Origin of the sequence: Aggregicoccus sp. 17bor-14, assembly GCF_009659535.1 — a bacterium.
Taxonomy (GTDB): domain Bacteria; phylum Myxococcota; class Myxococcia; order Myxococcales; family Myxococcaceae; genus Aggregicoccus.
On the sequence record NZ_VJZZ01000019.1, the window covers coordinates 102,176 to 118,513 of the forward strand.

General features: G+C 73.4%; 15 protein-coding genes. 10 read left to right on the forward strand and 5 right to left on the reverse strand.

Going from position 1 to position 16,338, the window contains the following annotated elements; all coding sequences use genetic code 11:
- Positions 1-41 precede the first annotated feature (41 nt).
- The gene (locus tag FGE12_RS27085; protein ID WP_153869515.1) at positions 42-713 is read left to right on the forward strand and encodes an HAD family hydrolase; all 672 of its coding nucleotides are present in this window, start codon (positions 42-44) and stop codon (positions 711-713) included.
- Between the two features lie 69 nt (positions 714-782).
- Here the strand turns inward: FGE12_RS27085 and FGE12_RS27090 are convergent, their stop codons facing one another.
- A complete protein-coding gene (locus FGE12_RS27090; protein WP_153869516.1) occupies positions 783-1,001 on the reverse strand; it encodes a hypothetical protein in 219 nt (72 codons plus the stop codon).
- Between the two features lie 159 nt (positions 1,002-1,160).
- Here FGE12_RS27090 and FGE12_RS27095 point away from each other — a divergent pair, with 159 nt between their 5' ends.
- Both FGE12_RS27095 and FGE12_RS27100 read left to right on the forward strand, forming a co-directional pair.
- A complete protein-coding gene (locus FGE12_RS27095; protein WP_153869517.1) occupies positions 1,161-3,650 on the forward strand; it encodes an MASE1 domain-containing protein in 2,490 nt (829 codons plus the stop codon).
- A gap of 23 nt (positions 3,651-3,673) precedes the next feature.
- A complete protein-coding gene (locus FGE12_RS27100) occupies positions 3,674-4,588 on the forward strand; it encodes a hypothetical protein (RefSeq protein ID WP_153869518.1) in 915 nt (304 codons plus the stop codon).
- A gap of 7 nt (positions 4,589-4,595) precedes the next feature.
- On the opposite strand, the gene FGE12_RS27105 is transcribed toward FGE12_RS27100, so the two are convergent.
- A complete protein-coding gene (locus FGE12_RS27105) occupies positions 4,596-5,180 on the reverse strand; it encodes a YqaA family protein (protein WP_153869519.1) in 585 nt (194 codons plus the stop codon).
- Between the two features lie 127 nt (positions 5,181-5,307).
- Here FGE12_RS27105 and FGE12_RS27110 point away from each other — a divergent pair, with 127 nt between their 5' ends.
- From FGE12_RS27110 to trxA, 5 genes are all read left to right on the forward strand, one after another.
- Entirely contained in the window at positions 5,308-5,967 is a 660-nt protein-coding gene (locus FGE12_RS27110) for an LON peptidase substrate-binding domain-containing protein (protein ID WP_153869520.1), read from the forward strand.
- An 81-nt stretch (positions 5,968-6,048) separates the two neighbouring features.
- On the forward strand, positions 6,049-7,944 hold the full coding sequence (gene nadE / locus FGE12_RS27115) for an NAD(+) synthase (protein ID WP_153869521.1): 1,896 nt from the start codon (positions 6,049-6,051) through the stop codon (positions 7,942-7,944).
- A 105-nt stretch (positions 7,945-8,049) separates the two neighbouring features.
- Complete coding sequence (locus tag FGE12_RS27120) at positions 8,050-9,021, forward strand: hypothetical protein (RefSeq protein ID WP_153869522.1); 972 nt, start codon at positions 8,050-8,052, stop codon at positions 9,019-9,021.
- Positions 9,022-9,255: 234 nt separating this feature from the next.
- Complete coding sequence (locus FGE12_RS27125) at positions 9,256-9,579, forward strand: FKBP-type peptidyl-prolyl cis-trans isomerase (protein WP_153869523.1); 324 nt, start codon at positions 9,256-9,258, stop codon at positions 9,577-9,579.
- 33 nt (positions 9,580-9,612) lie between these two features.
- On the forward strand, positions 9,613-9,990 hold the full coding sequence (gene trxA / locus FGE12_RS27130; protein WP_153869524.1) for a thioredoxin: 378 nt from the start codon (positions 9,613-9,615) through the stop codon (positions 9,988-9,990).
- Positions 9,991-10,009: 19 nt separating this feature from the next.
- Here trxA and mgtE read toward each other — a convergent pair whose 3' ends face one another.
- Positions 10,010-11,332, reverse strand: a complete 1,323-nt coding sequence (gene mgtE / locus FGE12_RS27135; protein ID WP_153869525.1) for a magnesium transporter — start codon at positions 11,330-11,332, stop codon at positions 10,010-10,012.
- A 62-nt stretch (positions 11,333-11,394) separates the two neighbouring features.
- Positions 11,395-12,342: a magnesium/cobalt transporter CorA gene (gene corA, locus FGE12_RS27140; protein WP_153869526.1), complete on the reverse strand. Its 948-nt coding sequence runs from the start codon at positions 12,340-12,342 to the stop codon at positions 11,395-11,397.
- A 254-nt stretch (positions 12,343-12,596) separates the two neighbouring features.
- On the opposite strand from corA, the gene FGE12_RS27145 reads away from it, so the two are divergent.
- Together FGE12_RS27145 and FGE12_RS27150 are read left to right on the forward strand one after the other, a co-directional pair.
- Positions 12,597-13,889: a hemolysin family protein gene (locus FGE12_RS27145; protein ID WP_194798322.1), complete on the forward strand. Its 1,293-nt coding sequence runs from the start codon at positions 12,597-12,599 to the stop codon at positions 13,887-13,889.
- A gap of 117 nt (positions 13,890-14,006) precedes the next feature.
- Positions 14,007-15,587 (forward strand): hypothetical protein, encoded by a 1,581-nt coding sequence (locus FGE12_RS27150; protein ID WP_153869527.1) that lies wholly within the window; start codon positions 14,007-14,009, stop codon positions 15,585-15,587.
- Positions 15,588-15,593: 6 nt separating this feature from the next.
- Here the strand turns inward: FGE12_RS27150 and FGE12_RS27155 are convergent, their stop codons facing one another.
- Positions 15,594-15,947, reverse strand: a complete 354-nt coding sequence (locus FGE12_RS27155) for a hypothetical protein (RefSeq protein WP_153869528.1) — start codon at positions 15,945-15,947, stop codon at positions 15,594-15,596.
- Between the last annotated feature and the right edge of the window lie 391 nt (positions 15,948-16,338).

Consider the following 16,338-nt stretch of genomic DNA (forward strand, 5'->3'; position numbering starts at 1 on the left):
TCCTCGACGGACCGGGGCGTTCGTGTTCTCTGGGCCCCTCCATGCCCGACTCCGCCCGCACCGCCCCCCGCTTCGCCGCCGCCCTCTTCGACCTGGACGGCACGCTCGTGGACTCGCTCGAGGACATCGCCGGGGCGATGAACTGGGCGCTCGCGCAGCACGGGCTGCCCACCCACCCGCACGAGGCCTACCGCCACTTCGTGGGCGAGGGCGTGCGCGTGCTGGTGAGCCGCGCGAGCAACGAGGCCCCCGGGGCGCTGCAGGCGGCGCTGCTGGAGAGCTACCGCGCGCACTACGCCGAGCACCTGCTGGACCACACGCGCCCCTTTCCCGGCGTGCGGGCGCTGCTCGAGCGGCTGGTGGCCGCGGGCACGCGGCTCGCGGTGCTGAGCAACAAGTCGGACGGCTACACGCGGCAGCTGGTGGAGGCGCTCTTTCCCGGGGTGCCCTTCGGGGCGGTGTACGGCGAGCGGCCGGGGGTGGCGCGCAAGCCGGACCCCTCGGCCGCGCTCGCGCTCGCGGCGGAGCTGGGGGTGGCGCCCGCGGCCTGCGCCTTCGTGGGCGACACGCCGGTGGACATGAAGACGGCGCGGGCGGCCGGCATGCACGCGGTGGGGGTGACCTGGGGCTTTCGCGGCGAGGCGGAGCTGCGCGCGCACGGGGCCCAGGCGCTCGCGCAGAGCGCGCAGGAGCTGGCGGCGGCGCTGCTGTGAAAAAGCCGCGCGGGCCGGCCCCGAGGAGAGGGCCGACCCGCGCGGGTGCTGCAGGGTGGGGGCGCTGCGTCAGCCGTAGCGCAGGCCCCGCTCCTTGTCCTCGGCGCGGTTGTGCGCCGTGGCGGCCGCGATGAGGTGGCACACCCAGCCGAAGCAGCCGCCGGTGCCGATCCACAGGCCGGGGGTGACGATGAGCCAGAAGAGCCCGCGCAGGATGTCTCCGTTGTAGATCTGCCCCACGCCAGGGATGAGGAACGAGAGCAGGGCTGCGACGCCGGGACGCGACATGGTCGGGTGACCTCCTTGCCCCTTCCTACGGGCGGGCCCCAGGCCCATTGCATCCGGGCGCCGGGCGCCCCGCGCGGGGGGGCTCCCCCCTCGGCAGGGCGGCCAGGCGTCCGGGCCTGAGGCCGCGATTTTGGCCCGGACCCCTTCCGCCTCTACGATGTGCGCTTCTTCCGCCCGGTCCGGGCGGATGGACGGGGGCTCCCCACCATCCTGCAGCTCGCCCACATCCTGAAGCCCCCGCGGCTGCGCTACGGGCTTGCGCTGCTCGGGACGGCGCTCGCGTACTGGCTGACGGCGCGGTTCGGGCTCGCCTTCGCCACGGTGCACGGCGCGGTGAGCCCGGTGTGGCCGCCCACCGGCCTGTCCGTCGCGCTGCTGCTGCTGGGCGGGCCGCGGCTCGCACCGGGCATCTTCCTGGGCGCCATCGCGGCGGACCTCGTGCCCGCGGACGGGCACTGCCCGCTCGCGCTGGGCATGGCGGTGGGCAACGCGCTCGAGCCGCTGGTGGCCGTGTGGCTGCTGCGGTGGGCGCAGCTGGACCTGCGGCTGGGGCGCACCCGGGACGTGCTCCGCTTCGCCGTGGGCGGCGCCGCGCTGCCGGCGCTGGTGAGCGCGGGCATCGGCGTGAGCACCCTCTTCCTGACGGGGGCGATGCCCGCGGGCCAGGCGCTCACGGCGCTGTGGGTGTGGTGGCTGGGCAACGCCATGGGGGCACTCATCGTCACACCTGCGCTGCTGCAGCTCGCGCGGCTGCGCAGCTGGGGGCTCGCGGGCAGGGGGCCCGAGACGCTCGCGGCGCTCGCGCTCACGGCGCTGGTGGGGCTCGCGGTGTTCCTGCGGCCCACCGGCGGGGGCAGCGCGGTGCTGGTGCCCGCGTTCCTGCTCTTTCCGCTGTGCGTGTGGAGCGCGCTGCGCCTGGGGCCCGAGGGGGCGGCGCTCGCGAACCTCATCCTGGGCGCGCTGTGCATCGGCGGCACCGTGCAGGGGCTGGGGCCCTTCGGCGGCCAGGCGCACACGCAGGACCTGCTCCTCCTGCAGCTGTTCCTCGGGGTCATCGCGGGCACGGCGCTGCTGGTCGCGGCGGCCACCAGCGAGCGCCAGCGGGTGGCGGCGCGCTTCGCGCTCTTCGCCACCACGGTGCGCAGCGTGCAGGAGGGCGTGGTCATCAGCGAGGTGCTGCCGGCGGGCGGCGGCCTGCGCATCGTGTTCGCGAACGAGGCGCTCGCGGCGCTCCTGGGCTACCGCCCGGAGGAGCTGGTGGGGCGCACGCCGCGCTCGCTGCTGGGCCTCGCGCTGGACCCGGAGACGCGCGCGCGCCTGGACCGTGCCCTGGCGGAGGGCAGTCACCTGCGCGTGGAGGTGACGCTGGCGCGCAAGGACGGCACCCTCGTGCAGACCGAGCAGCAGCTCTCGCCCGTGCGCGACGCGGACGGGCGGCTCACCCACTTCGTGGCCACGCACCGCGACGTGACGGCGCTCAAGCAGCTGCAGGCGCGGCAGCTCGCGAGCGAGCGCATCGCCTCCATGGCCACGCTCGCGGCCGGGGTGGGGCACGAGATCAACAACGCGCTCGCCTACCTCAGTGCGAGCCTGCAGGTGGCGCAGCAGCGGCTCGCGCGCCAGAACGCGGGCGAGGAGGTGCGCGGCCGCGTGGAGGACGCGCTGGAGGGCGCCGAGCGCATCGGGCGCATCGTGCGCGAGCTGCGCATGTACAGCCGCGGCGGCAGCGAGGACCGGCGCGCGCCGCTCGAGCTCCCGGTGCTGGTGGGCCCGGCGCTGCGCATGGCGAGCCACGCGCTGCAGGCCAAGGCGCAGCTGGTGCAGGAGCTGGAGCCCGCGCCGCGGGTGCTGGGGGACGAGGCGCGCCTGGGCCAGGTGCTGCTCAACCTCCTGATGAACGCGGGGCAGGCGGTGAGCGGGCCGCCCGAGCGCAACGTCATCCGCGTGCGCACCGGCACCGACCCCCAGGGCCGCGCGCTGCTCGAGGTGGAGGACAGCGGCGTGGGCATCGCGCCCGAGGCGCTGCCCCACCTCTTCGAGCCCTTCTTCACCACGAAGGCGGAGGGCGGCGGCACCGGGCTGGGGCTCGCCATCTGCCGGCAGATCGTGGAGGCGCACGGCGGCGAGCTGCGCGTGCGCAGCACCCGCGGCCAGGGCAGCGTGTTCTCCGTGCACCTGCCGCCCGCGCCCGCCCCGGCGCAGGCCGCCGCTCCGGCGAGCGCCCCGGCCTCCGGCGCCCAGCAGCCCGGGCCCGGACCCGCCTCCCGGCGCGGGCGCATCCTCATCATCGAGGACGAGGTGCGGCTCGCCCAGTCCATGCGCCTGCTGCTCGAGCCCGCGCACGAGGTGGTCACCACCACGCGCGGCAGCGAGGCGCTCACCTGGATGGAGCACGGCCAGCGCTTCGACGTGGTGCTCTGCGACCTGCACATGCCGGAGACCACCGGCATGGACGTGTACATGGAGCTGCACCGCAGCGCGCCCGCGCTCGCCGAGCGGCTCGTCTTCCTCTCCGGCGGCGCCTTCACCCCCGCGGCGCTCGACTTCATGTCGCGCGTGAAGAACCCCGTGCTGCAGAAACCCGTGCGCCCGGAGGCGCTGCTCGCCGCGGTGGACGCGGCACTCGCCCGCCCGGCTCCGCGCAGCTAAGCTGTGCCCTGCAGACCCCTCCCATGACGAAGTCCCCGAAGCCGCAGCTCCTGTCCCGTCGGCCCCGCCCCGGCCTGCTCCTCGCCCTGGCGCTCGCGCCCGCGGGCGCGGCGCGCGCGGCCCCGCGCGGCCAGCCCCTGGGCGTGCCCAGCCGCAGCGCGCCGGACGCCGAGGCGCCCGCCGCCGAGGCACCCGAGGCGGGGACCCTGGGCGCGGCCCCGGGCCGGGCCCCCGCGCCGGAGCTGGGCGTGCCCGAGGAGAGCAGCCGCCCGGTGCGCATGCCGGGCCCCTCGCGCCGGCTCGTGCAGGCCACGGACTCCAGGCCCCCCGGCGCCCCCGGCCCGGCGCCGGCCCGCCCGCCCGCGCCCGCCGCGGAGGCCCCGGCGCCCGCCGCGTACGGCGCCGGCCGCAAGCTGCCGCCCCCCGAGCTGCGCCGCAGCGTGGCGGCCGCGGTGGGCGGGCTGTTCCCCTTCTCCGTCGGGCCCACGATGCCGCGCTTCTCGCTGCAGCTGAGCGGCCCCTGGCTGAAGGAGGGGCTGGGGGTGGCGCGCGTGGAGTGGCTCGCCACGGCGGCCTTCGGCTACTCGGGGCGCGAGACGGTGAGCTTCAGCGGCACCTCGCAGGACGACACGCTGGCCACCGAGCTGATGCCCGGCGCGCGCCTGCTCTACCCGGTGCACCCGCGCCTCAACGTCTCGCTCGAGGTGTCCGCGGGGCTCTCGCTCGCGCACCGCAGCGCGACGCTGCACACGCTCACCGGCGCCACCCACCACAGCGACCTGGACTGGGGCGCGGTGGGGCGCGTAGCGATCGGCGGCCAGATCCCGCTGGACGACCGGCTGCGGCTCTTCATCGAGCCGGTGGCCGTGCAGACCTACGTGGCGAGCGGCGAGGGCCCTGCCTGGAGCATGCAGTTCGGGCTCGCCTACACGTACTGAGCAGGCGCTAGACGCGCAGCCAGCGGCGCGCGCTGGGGCCGACGAAGCGCATGAAGCCGGCCACCACGAAGAAGCGCACCGTGCGCCCGATGACGAGCGCGAGGAAGAACTGGGGCAGGGGCACGCCCACGGCGCCGCTGCCGATGGCCACGATCTTCAGCGGGGTGGGCAGCACCGAGCAGAGCGCGGCGAGCATCCAGATGTTGCGCCCCAGCAGCTCGGCGACGGTGGCGTGGATGCCGAAGCGGTCCACGCGGAAGTTGGGGTCGAAGTGCAGGAAGTTGATGGCGCCGCCGTGCAGCAGCGTGCCCAGCCAGTACCCGATGAGCCCGCCCACGATGCTCGCGGCGATGCCCACCAGCGAGTAGCGCACCCAGCGGTTCGGGCGCGCGAGCACCATGGGCACCAGCAGGGCGAAGGGCGGGATGGGGAACACCGAGCCGTCCACCACCGAGACCGCGGCCATCGCGAGCAGCGCGTGCGGGCTCGCGCTCATCGCCTCCACGCGCAGGTAGAGGCGGCGGTACCAGGAGGGCCGGGGAGCAGCGTCGGGGGAGGTGGCGTCGGAGGGGGAGGAGCTGAAGTCCGGCATGAGGCGGCGCACCCTAGCGGAAAGCAGGGGCGCTGCCAGCCCTCCCACCGCCCTACACGTGCCGTCCTGTCCGCAAGGCGGGCGGGCGCGCGCGCAGCGGCCGCGCGCGGGGTTAACTTGGAGGCCCATGACCTCCCAAGAACGCGTGGAGCGCGCCGCCGCCGTGGCCCTCAAGGTCTTCCCGCTGCCCTCGGCCGTGCTCTTCCCGCACTCGGTGCTGCCGCTGCACATCTTCGAGCCGCGCTACCGCGAGCTGGTGCGGGACGCACTCGCGGGCGACGGGGTGATGGCGCTCGGGGGGCTGCAGCCCGGCTGGGAGCGCGACTACGGGGGCAGGCCCCCGCTCGCGCCCCTGCTCTGCGTGGGCACCATCCTCTGGCACGAGGAGGTGGAGGAGGGGCGCTACAACCTGCTGCTCCAGGGCGTGTGCCGGGGCCGCGTGCTGGAGGAGCTGCCCGCGCGCAAGCTCTACCGCGAGGTGCAGGTGCAGCTGCTGCCGGACGCGGCCTACAACGGGCCCGAGGAGGAGGCGCTGCGCCAGGCGGTGTTCGAGCTGGCGGGGCGGGTGCCCCCCTCCTTCGCGGAGAACCTGCTGCCGGTGGCGGCGCGCGCGGCGGGCGGCACGCTCGCGGACGTGGTGGCCGCGGCGCTGGTGCCCGAGACCGAGCGGCGCCTGGAGCTGCTCGAGCAGCTGGACGTGGGCGCACGCCTCGCCGCACTGATGGATGACGTGAGCGAGCTCATCGCCCGCTTGAGTCCGGTGCCGCAAAGCGGGCCGCTCAACTGAGGCGCGCGGGCCCGGCGCCCGCTACGCTCCCTCAGGAGAGACACTGGTTCTCCCACCCTGAGAGAGGAGCGCGTCCTTCCCATGCGGCTCGTGAAGCTCGGCCTCGCCAACGTGAACACCACCGTGGGCGCCTTCGCGCGCAACACCGACCGGGCGCTCGCGCTCGCGCGCGAGATGGCGGCCGCGGACTGCACCGTGGCGCTGTTCCCCGAGCAGCTCATCGGCGGCTATCCGCCCGAGGACCTGGTGCAGTGGCAGGGCTTCGTGGAGCACCAGTGGCCGCAGCTGGAGCGCTTCGCGCGCGAGACGGCGGGGCTCCCGTGCGTCTTCGCCATCGGCGTCACCGTGGCGCACGGGGGCTTGCGCCTCAACTGCGCGGCCATCGTCGCGGGAGGCCGCGTGCACGGCCTCGTGCCCAAGGAGCAGCTGCCCACCTACAGCGTCTTCTACGAGGGGCGCACCTTCGCGCGCGGCTACCCGGGCATGGCCGAGAGCCACCGCGGCGTGCCGCTCGGTGACCTCTGCTTCCGCTTCGACTTCGGCACGCTCGCCCCCGAGGTGTGCGAGGACGTGTGGAGCCCCGAGGGCCCCATGCGCCGGCGCACCTACTCGGGCGCGGAGCTGGTGGTGAACCTCAGCGCGAGCCCCTTTCGCGTGGGGCACGTGGACACGCGGCGCGAGACGCTCGCCACGCGCTCGGGCGACTACCAGTGCACGCTCGCGTACGCGAACGCGGTGGGCAGCAACGACGGCCTCATCTTCGACGGCGGCGGCTTCGTGCACCAGAACGGCCGCCAGGTGATGGAGGCCGAGCGCTTCCGCGAGGGCTGGCAGGCCTGCGTGGTGGACCTGGACCGCACCGTGCGCATGCGCGGCGAGAACAGCACCTGGCGCAGCGACCGCGAGGCCTGGGCGAAGGCCGGCAAGCTCGTGCCCACCGTGGACTGCGCGCAGAGCGTGGACACGAAGGCCCCGCGCGCGCGGCTGCAGTACCCGGTGCCCGCGGGCCGCAGCTTCTTCCTGCCGGGGCCGGACGCGCGCCGCAGCCCCCGCGCCGCGCTGTGCGAGGACATCCTGGACGCGCTCGCGCTCGGGGTGGGCGACTACTTCGAGAAGACGCGCGCCTTCAAAGTTTTGGGCATCTCGCTCTCCGGCGGGCGCGACTCGCTGCTCACCCTGCTCATCGCGCACCGCTACGCGAAGCGCGTGCGGCCGGAGAACCCCGGCAGCCTCATCCGCGCCTTCTACCAGCCCAGCCGCTACAGCTCGGACGAGACGCGCGAGGCGGCGGAGACCATCGCGCGCGAGCTGGGCGTGCCCTTCCAGGTCATCGCGATCGAGGAGGCCTTCGGGCGCGAGGCGGACGTGACGCGCCAGATGCTGGGCGGCGAGCCCTTGAGCGCGCTCACCGAGCAGAACATCCAGGCGCGCCTGCGCGCGCAGCGCATGTGGAACTGGAGCAACACCTCGGGCGGGCTCTTCCTGCAGACGGGCAACATGAGCGAGAAGGCGGTGGGCTACACCACCATCGGCGGCGACCTGATGGGCGCGCTCGCCGTCATCGCCAACGTGCCCAAGACGGTGGTGATGTACCTGCTGGACTACCTGCTGGAGACCACGGGCCTCGAGGGCATCCGCAAGGTGCTGGCGAAGCCGGCCGGCCCCGAGCTCGCCCCCAACCAGGTGGGCGAGGAGGAGCTGATGCCCTTCCCGGTGCTGGACGCCTGCTTCTTCCTCTTCGCCGGCGAGAAGCTCACCCCCGCCGAGATGCTGCAGGCGCTCGCGCCGATGTTCCCCGAGCTCCCGCCCGCGCGGCTGCAGGGCTACGTGGACAAGTTCGTCCGCCTCTTCCTGCAATCCATCTACAAGTGGGTGCAGAGCCCGCTGTCCCTGCACATCGGCAACCTGGACCTGGACCGCGAGCGCGCGCTGCAGCTGCCGGTGGTCAGCAGCGCCGAGTGGACCCGCGAGCCCTGAGCGGCCTGCCCGGTCGCCGTCCGGGCGACCCCTCCCGCCCGTCCTTGTCGCATGTGCACCACAGGACAACCTTCAGGTCAGTCCACGACACCTGGAGGCAGCACCATGAAAGCGGCAATTCTCGCAGGCGCCGTCGCGGCCCTGCTCTACGGAACGGCGGCGCGCGCGGGCAACGGTGACCCGCCGTCCCAGGCGAGCGGCAGCACGCAGGCGCAGCCGAGTGAGCCCGAGCGCAGCCTCGATACTGCGAGCACCCAGACGGGCACCGGTGGCTCGGGCAGCACGCAGGTGCAGCCGGCTACTCCGCCCAGCAGCACGTCTACCCAGACCACGACGACCCAGACGACGACCACGACGCAGCCCTCGCCCGCCACCGGTGCGGCCCCGGCCGCAAGTACGCAGACGGGCGGCACCGGCGGCAGCGGCGTGGCCACGGATCGCCCGGTGACGACCCAGCCCGTGCCCGCTCCGCCTCCGACGACTGACTCGGGCGCCGCGGCCATCACCACCACGCCCACCGACGCGCAGCCCTACGAGCCGAAGAAGCACGCGGACATGAAGGGCCTCACGGTGACGCTGGGCGCCGGCGTCGAGGGCTACACCCAGGCGCTCGCGCCCGAGGTGTCTCCCGGTCCCGCGGTGGCGGTGAATGCGAACTTCCGTCCCACGCGCGTGCTGGGCCTCGAGCTCGGCTACTCGGGCGCGGTGAACGAGATCAAGCACGAGGACAACGTCAACGGCGCGGACATCGTGCGCAACGGCGGCCACGCGGCGCTCACCGTGGGCCTCACCACCACCTCGGTGCAGCCCTACGTGCTCGGCGGCATCGGCATCAGCGACTACAACGTGCGCGACGACCGCAGCGCCCGCTTCCGCGACGACACCGTGGGCAACGTGCCAGTGGGGCTGGGCCTGCGCACCCACATGGGCAACTTCACCGCGGATGCGCGCGCCGGCTACAACTTCCTCTTCGACCAGGAGTTCGCCCGCCGCGTGCCCTCCGACAACGTGGGCGACGTGGAGTTCAGCAACACGGGCCGCTACGACGCCACGCTGAACTTCGGCCTCACCTTCTAGGCCGGACTGCCTCCCTCGATGGCGCCGCGCTCCCATCCCGGCTCCTGCCGGCTGGAGCCGGCGCCATCGGCGCTTCAGGCGGCCCTCCCCGGCGCCCGCCTGCCTGGCTGGCCCGCGTCGAGCGCCGGACGGCCCCGCGCACTTCCTCCGAGCGCGGCGGCGGGGTGGCGCTTAAGGTTGCCGGACGCAGCATTCCCCGCAGTTTTCCCGCATACCGGGACGGAGAGACGACGGATGGCGCTGAAGACCGAGGACGTGAAGGTGGGCACTGGCCCCGAGGCCACCGCGGGCAAGACGGTGACCGTGCACTACGTGGGCACGCTCACCAACGGCTCCAAGTTCGACAGCAGCCGCGACCGCGGCGAGGGCTTCAGCTTCCGGCTCGGCGCGGGCCAGGTCATCGAGGGCTGGGACAAGGGCGTGGCCGGGATGAAGGTGGGCGGCGTGCGCAAGCTCACCATCCCGCCCGAGATGGGCTACGGCGTGCGCGGCTATCCCCCCGTCATCCCGGGCAACTCCACGCTCCTCTTCGAGGTGGAGCTGCTGGCCGTCCGCTAACCCCTTCGCGGGACACCCCTTCCAGGAGCCTCCATGGCCACCGTCGAGATCGGCAAGGACAACTTCAAGGACACCGTGAGCAAGGAGGGGATCGTCATCCTCGACTGGTGGGCGGCGTGGTGCGGCCCCTGCCGCGCCTTCGCCCCGGTGTTCGAGCAGTCGAGCCAGAAGCACGCGGACATCACCTTCGGGAAGATCGACACCGACGCGCAGCCGGAGCTCTCCGGCGCCTTCGAGATCCGCTCCATCCCCACGCTGATGGTGTTCCGCGACGGCATCCTGCTCTTCAACCAGCCCGGGGCGCTGCCCGCCGCGGCGCTCGAGGAGCTGGTGGGCAAGGTGCGCGCGCTCGACATGGAGGAGGTGCGCCGCGAGGTCGCCTCCCGCCAGGCCGAGAGCAGCAAGGCCTGAGTCGCGCCGGCACGCTGCGCTACAGCAGCGTGCCGCTCAGGATGAGGGTCGCCGCGGTGAAGTAGATGATGAGCCCGCTCACGTCCACGAGCGTGGCCACGAAGGGCGCGCTCGCGCTCGCGGGGTCGAAGCCCACGCGCCGCAGCACGAAGGGCAGCATCGAGCCGCTCAGGGTGCCCCAGAGCACCACCCCCACCAGGCTCACCCCCACGGTGAGCGCCACCTTCGCCCAGTGCTCGCCGTAGGCGTGGAAGGCGTAGTGCCAGGCGCTGATGCGCACCAGGCCGATGACGCCGAGCAGCAGCCCCAGCGCGAGCCCCGAGGCGAGCTCGCGGTGCATCACCCGCCACCAGTCGCGCAGGCGCACCTCGCTCAGCGCCATGGCGCGGATGATGAGCGTGCTGGCCTGGCTGCCGGAGTTGCCGCCCGAGGAGATGATGAGCGGCACGAAGAGCGCGAGCACGACGGCGCGGTCGATCTCGTGCTCGAAGTAGCCCATCGCCGTCGCCGTGAGCATCTCGCCCACGAAGAGGATGGTGAGCCAGCCGGCGCGCTTCTTGATCATGTCGAAGAAGCCGATCTCGAAGTAGGGCGCGTCCAGGGCCTCCATACCGCCGGCCTTCTGGATGTCCTCGGTGGCCTCCTCCTGGACCACGTCCACGATGTCGTCCACCGTGACGATGCCCTTCATGCGGCCCTCGGCGTCCACCACCGGCAGGGCGATGAGGTCGCTCTGGCTGAAGAGCCGGCTCACCGCCTCCTGGTCCATGTGCTCGGGCACGGTGACCAGGTGCTCGGTCTGCATCACCTCGTGCACGTGCTTGTCCGGCGAGGCCTGGAACAGCTCGCGGATGCTCACCACGCCGAGCAGCTTCTGGCTCGCGTCCAGCGCGTACGCGTAGCTGAGCGTCTCCAGCTGGGTGCGCGCCTGCTTGCGCAGGTAGCGCAGCGCCTCGTCGATGCTCATGTCCGGCCGCACGCGCGCGAAGCGCGGGCTCATCAGGCCACCGGCGTCGTCCTCGGCGTAGGCGAGCAGCGCCTGGACTTCACCGCGGGTGCTCACGTCCAGCAGCCCGATGAGCTCCGTGCGCAGCTCGGGCTCGGCCTCCTGCAGCAGGTCCGCCGCGTCGTCCGGGGCGAGCAGGCGGATCCACGCGCGGCGCTCCTGCGGCTGCAGGCTCTGCAAGAGGTCCATCTGCTCGTGCGCGCTGAGCGAGAGGAAGAAGTCGTCCGTGGAGCCGGGGGGCAGCAGCCGGAAGCCCTCCACGCGCTCGTCCCGGCTGAGCACCTGCCACACGTCGCGCAGCTCGGGAGGGGAGAGGAGCTCGGTCTCGGTATTCATGGGAGCGCTCGCACAGGCGATGGGAGACGGAGAGGGGAGGGGGCGTGGAGGCTTCGGGGAGCTCAGAGCCAGCGCTTGTGCCGGAACCAGACCAGCAGCAGCGCCGGCACCAACACCATGGTGGCCAGCATGAGCCAGAAGTAGAAGGGGGTCTGCAGCTCGGGGAAGTTCTGCCCGAAGAAGCCCACGATGAAGGAGAGCGGCAGGAACACCGTGGCCATGATGGTGAGCTGCTTGCTCACCTCGGCGGTGCGGTTGGCCATCATCGCCAGGTAGCCGTCGCGCACGTTGGCCACCAGGTTGCTGTCCGCCTCCAGCTGCTCCTGCACCCGCGTGAGGTGGTCCGCCACGTCGCGGAAGTACAGGCAGGTGCGCTCGCTCACGTGGGGCTGGTCTCCGCGCGCGAGCAGGCTCACCACGTCGCGCTGCGGGACGAGGATGCGCCGCAGCAGCACCAGCGTGCGCTTGAGCTCGAAGATGCGCTGCTGGTGCGAGGGGTCCGGGGCCTCGAAGATGGCGGCCTCCAGCGTCTCCAGCTCGTCGCTGAAGGCCTCGAGCAGCGGGAAGTTGCTGTCCACCAGCGCGTCCGCCACCAGGTAGGCCAGCCGGTCCACCCCCTTGGCGAAGGTGCCCTTCGTGTCCGCCACGAGCCGCCGCTGTGCCTCCTCCACCGCCGCGCTCGGCTCCTCGTGCACCGTGAGGAGCCAGTCCTGCCCGAGGAAGAAGTGCATCTCCTGCGGCTCCAGCTCGCAGATGTCCGGCCCCGTGGAGCGGAAGGCGTGCAGCACGAAGAAGAGGTGGCCGGGGTAGGGCTCGAGCTTCGGGCGCTGGTCGCGCTGGAGGCAGTCCTCGATCTCGAGCTTGTGCAGCTCGAAGAGCACCCCCAGCTCCTTGAGCTCCAGCTCGCTCGGAGCCTCCACGTCCACCCACGTGGCCCCCTCCTCCTCCATGAGCTCGCGGCCGCCGGAGCGGACGGTGCCATCGGGCTGGAGCAGGTGCACGCGGATCATCCGGCCCCATCTACCCCAGCCTCCGCCGCCCGCAGCGCGCAAAAGTGCCCGCGGGGCCCGGGCTGTCCGGCACCGGCGCCCCGGGAGCGGCGCGCCTGCCTGCCTGCCCTGCACCGGGCACTGCGGGCGTCCAGCGGCGCACCCTGGCCGTGCGCCGGGGCTGCCGCAGCGCGGCGGCGGGGCTAATACACAGGGTGACGTCCCACCCGCCGTCGCAGGGAGGCCCCATCCTCACCGAGCTGCTGATCATCCTCGTGCTGGTGCTGCTCAACGGCGTGTTCTCGGGCGCCGAGATCGCCATCATCAGCGTGCGCAGCACCCGCCTCAACGAGCTGGTGGAGGGCGGCAGCCGCGCGGCGCGCGCGGTGCGGGCGCTGCGCGCGAACCCAGATCGCTTCCTCGCCACCGTGCAGATCGGCATCACCGTGGTGGGCGCCACGGCGGCCGCCTTCGGCGGCTCCTCCATCGCCGTGCGCCTCGCCCCGCTGCTGCAGGGGCTGGGCCTGAGCGACGCGCTCGCGCACCAGGTGGCCTTCGCTGCCGTGGTGGGGCTCGTCTCCTACCTCTCGCTCGTGCTCGGGGAGCTGGTGCCCAAGAGCCTCGCCCTGCGCGCCGGCGAGCGCTACGCGCTGGTCATCGGGCCCGTGCTGCGCCTGCTCAGCCGGCTGATGCGCCCCTTCGTCTGGCTGCTCACCGCGAGCTCCAACCTGGTGCTGCGCCTCTTCGGCGACCGCACCTCCTTCAGCGAGAGCCGCCTCTCCGTGGAGGAGCTGCAGCAGCTGATGGAGGAGGCGGCGAAGAGCGGCAGCCTGCACCCGCGCACCAGCGACATCGCGAGCCGCGCCTTCGAGCTCGCCAACCTGAGCATCGAGGACATCATGGTGCCGCGCACGCGCGTGGTGGCGCTGCCGCGCGATGCGAGTGCCGAGGACGTGAAGCGCGTGCTGCTCGAGGGCGGCCACAGCCGCATCCCCGTGTACGAGGGCAGCATCGACAAGATCGTCGGCTACCTGCTGGTGAAGGACCTGCTCGGGCTCGCGCTCGAGCAGGGGCTCATCGTGGTGGAGGACGCGCTGCGCCCCGCCTACTTCGTCCCCGAGACCGTGCGCCCCCTGGACGTGCTGCAGCAGATGCAGAGCCGCCGCATCCAGATGGCCATCGTGGTGGACGAGCGCGGCGTGCTCGCCGGCATCGTCACCATCGAGGACCTGGTGGAGGAGCTGGTGGGGGAGATCTTCAACGAGCACGACACCCCCGTGCAGACCGTGCGCCGCGAGCAGAGCGGCAGCCTCGTGGTGGATGGCACCACGCCCATCCGCGAGCTCAACCGCGACCTCTCGCTCGAGCTGCCCGAGGGGGACAGCTGGACCACCGTGGGCGGGCTGTGCATCGCGCTCTCGGGGATGATTCCGCCGGCCGGCGTGAAGCTCACCGCGGAGGACGGCACCCGCCTGGAGATCCTCGAGGCGAGCCCGAGGCGCGTGAAGCGCGTGCGCCTGCACCCCGCGCCGCCCAAGCCCGTGGAGGCGCAGGCGGCGATCGACTGACGCCGCCGCGAAGTCTGCGGGCGCACACCGCCCCGGGCTTTCCCGAGGCCGCGGGCTTGTCGGGCCCTGCCCCCGTGCCCATCTGCCCCCGCGGACAGGGGTGCCGGAGGGGCCGCCATGGCGCGCTGGGGCTGGGTGTGGGCAGGACTGATGCTGGGGGGCGTGGGGCTCGCGTGCGGAACGGAGCCGGCGCCCGCTGCGGAACACGAGACTCCCGGGGTGCCGCCGGTTGAGGAGACGCCGGCCGCCGGGGACCCTGCGGCCCCGACCCCGCCCCAGGACGTGCCGGCCCCGGCCGCCGAGCCGCCGCCGCCCACCGTGCACGCGAATGGGGAGGCCTGCGGCACGGTGAACGACTGCGTGCGCACCACGTGGCAGCAGGACCTGTGCCGCTTCGAGCGCGTGAAGGAGACGGGGGCGCGCTGCGCCACGGCCACGGGGGAGGAGGGCACCTGCCACCTCGACACCTGCCTGCAGGGCGTGCGCGAGGCGGCGTGGGGCTGGTCGGACGTGGAGTTCTCGCGCTTCGTGGGGCAGGGCCCGCAGGGGCTGCTGCTTCAGAAGACGGACTACGCGTACGCCGGGCTGGTGCAGCTCGATGGGCAAGGGGGTGCGCGCACGCTGCAGGACGGAGACGGGCGCACCGTGCTGCTCGCGCACGGCCGCTACCTCGTGGGCTACACCTCGTATAACTACGGCGGCATCAAGCTGTACGAGGTGCGCCGGCTGGACCGCGACGAGCCGGCGCGCAGCGTGGACCTCACGGCGCTGGTGCGCGAACGCCTCGCCGAAGTCGGGCTCTTTTCCGAGTGGGTGGTGCCGCGCTGGGTGCAGGGCGCCCCGGGCCAGGCGCTGATGCTCGTGCAGGTGAACCCCGCGTCCCTGTGGGTGGGCAGCTTCGACCTCGAGCGCCTGGAGCTGGGCTGGAGCCGCGTGCTCAGCGGCGCGCTGCCGGCCGAGACCGAGCCGGGGCTGCTCGAAGGGGTCATCGCCGACGAGGACGGGCAGCTCTACCTCTCCCTGGACGCCGGCAGCCCGCGGCTGGTCGCGCTCTCGGCCGCGGGAGGCGAGCGCTGGGTGCTGCCGGGCGAGGCACGCCCCGTGGCGGTGTTCGGCGGCACCCTGTTCCTCGACGATGGAACCGTGCGCGACACGGCGGACGGCGCCCTCCGCTACCGCTGGTCCGCAGCACCGAACGCCCAGGTGCGCCTGAGCGCCACGCACGCCGCCGTGGCGGAGTCTTGCGGCAAGGGCTGCATCCAGGCGCAGGTGCTGGAGCGCGAGTCCGGCCGCGTGCTCGCCCAGGAGCAGCTGCCCACCCCGGACTCCGGCTACTGGAGCGGTCTGTCGGGCCTGCTGCTCGCTGCGGATGGCCGCGTGCTCGTGCTGCAGTACGTGACCCACCCCGAGCTCACCGACACGCCCTTCTACATCCCCCTCGGGATCCGCTGGCTCGAGGTGCGGCCGCAGGGCGGGTGGACGCTGCACGGCGAGAGCCTCTTCAGCGAGGGAGGCGTACCGGAGGCCGTCCTACTGGAGGACTCCGTGGTGCTGCGGCACCTCTGGTCGGCACACAACACGTACCCGGACCAGGTGCCCTCGAGCTACTACGGCTTCACCTGGCCGGGCTGGAGCCCGCCCGCGCACGGCTGGCTGGGGCCGCAGGGCGGGGTGGGGCGCGCACTCGCGCCGCAGTGAGCGCCGTCAGCGCGCGTGCGCCGCAGCCCCCTCGGCGAGCGCCCGGTCCACGAGGTCCGTGAGCACGCGCACCTCGGCGAGCGTCATGGGCCGGCTGCTCTCCTCGACCCGGTCGAGGAGGCCGTCGCGCAGCAGGCCGTAGTCGCGCGCGAGGGCGTCGAGGTGCGGGCTGCGTCGCCCGTGCTCGCGCGCGGCCTCCAGCAGAGCGGGCTGCACCTGGCCTGCTCGCAGAGACGCGCCGAGCGCAGTGAGCAACTGCGCCACGGCCTCGCGCACGCCGGCGCTGGGCCTCGTGCGCAGAGCCCAGCGCTCCAACACGCGCTCGTGCTCCTCTTTCAGGATGTCGGCGAGCGCGCTCACGGCTCGTTCCTCGTTGGGTCTGCGCAGGTGGGCACGGGCGGGTTGTAATACGCGGCGGGTGCGCTCGACTCGCGGCAGGCTCTGGGGAAGCGCGGACGGGACGGGCTCCCATCTCTCCTGCCGAGCGCGGCGGGGCGTCGGCCTGCGCGGCGCTCCGGGGATGCGAGAGAGGGGAGGGGGTCTCGGACTCGAGGTCGCGCGCACCTGTTCTGAGATGTCGGGGGTTTTCCGGTAGCTCTTACAGGCCCCCTGCGAGTGGACGGAACACTTCTCAAGATCCAACACATCTCGGCAGCGCGGTAGGACGGGCGGCATGGCGCCAGCGCTCGTGGTGAGAGAAGCCGAGGAGGAGGCCGTCGCGGTGGGGGTGGAGTACGCGGGGGCGCGGCTG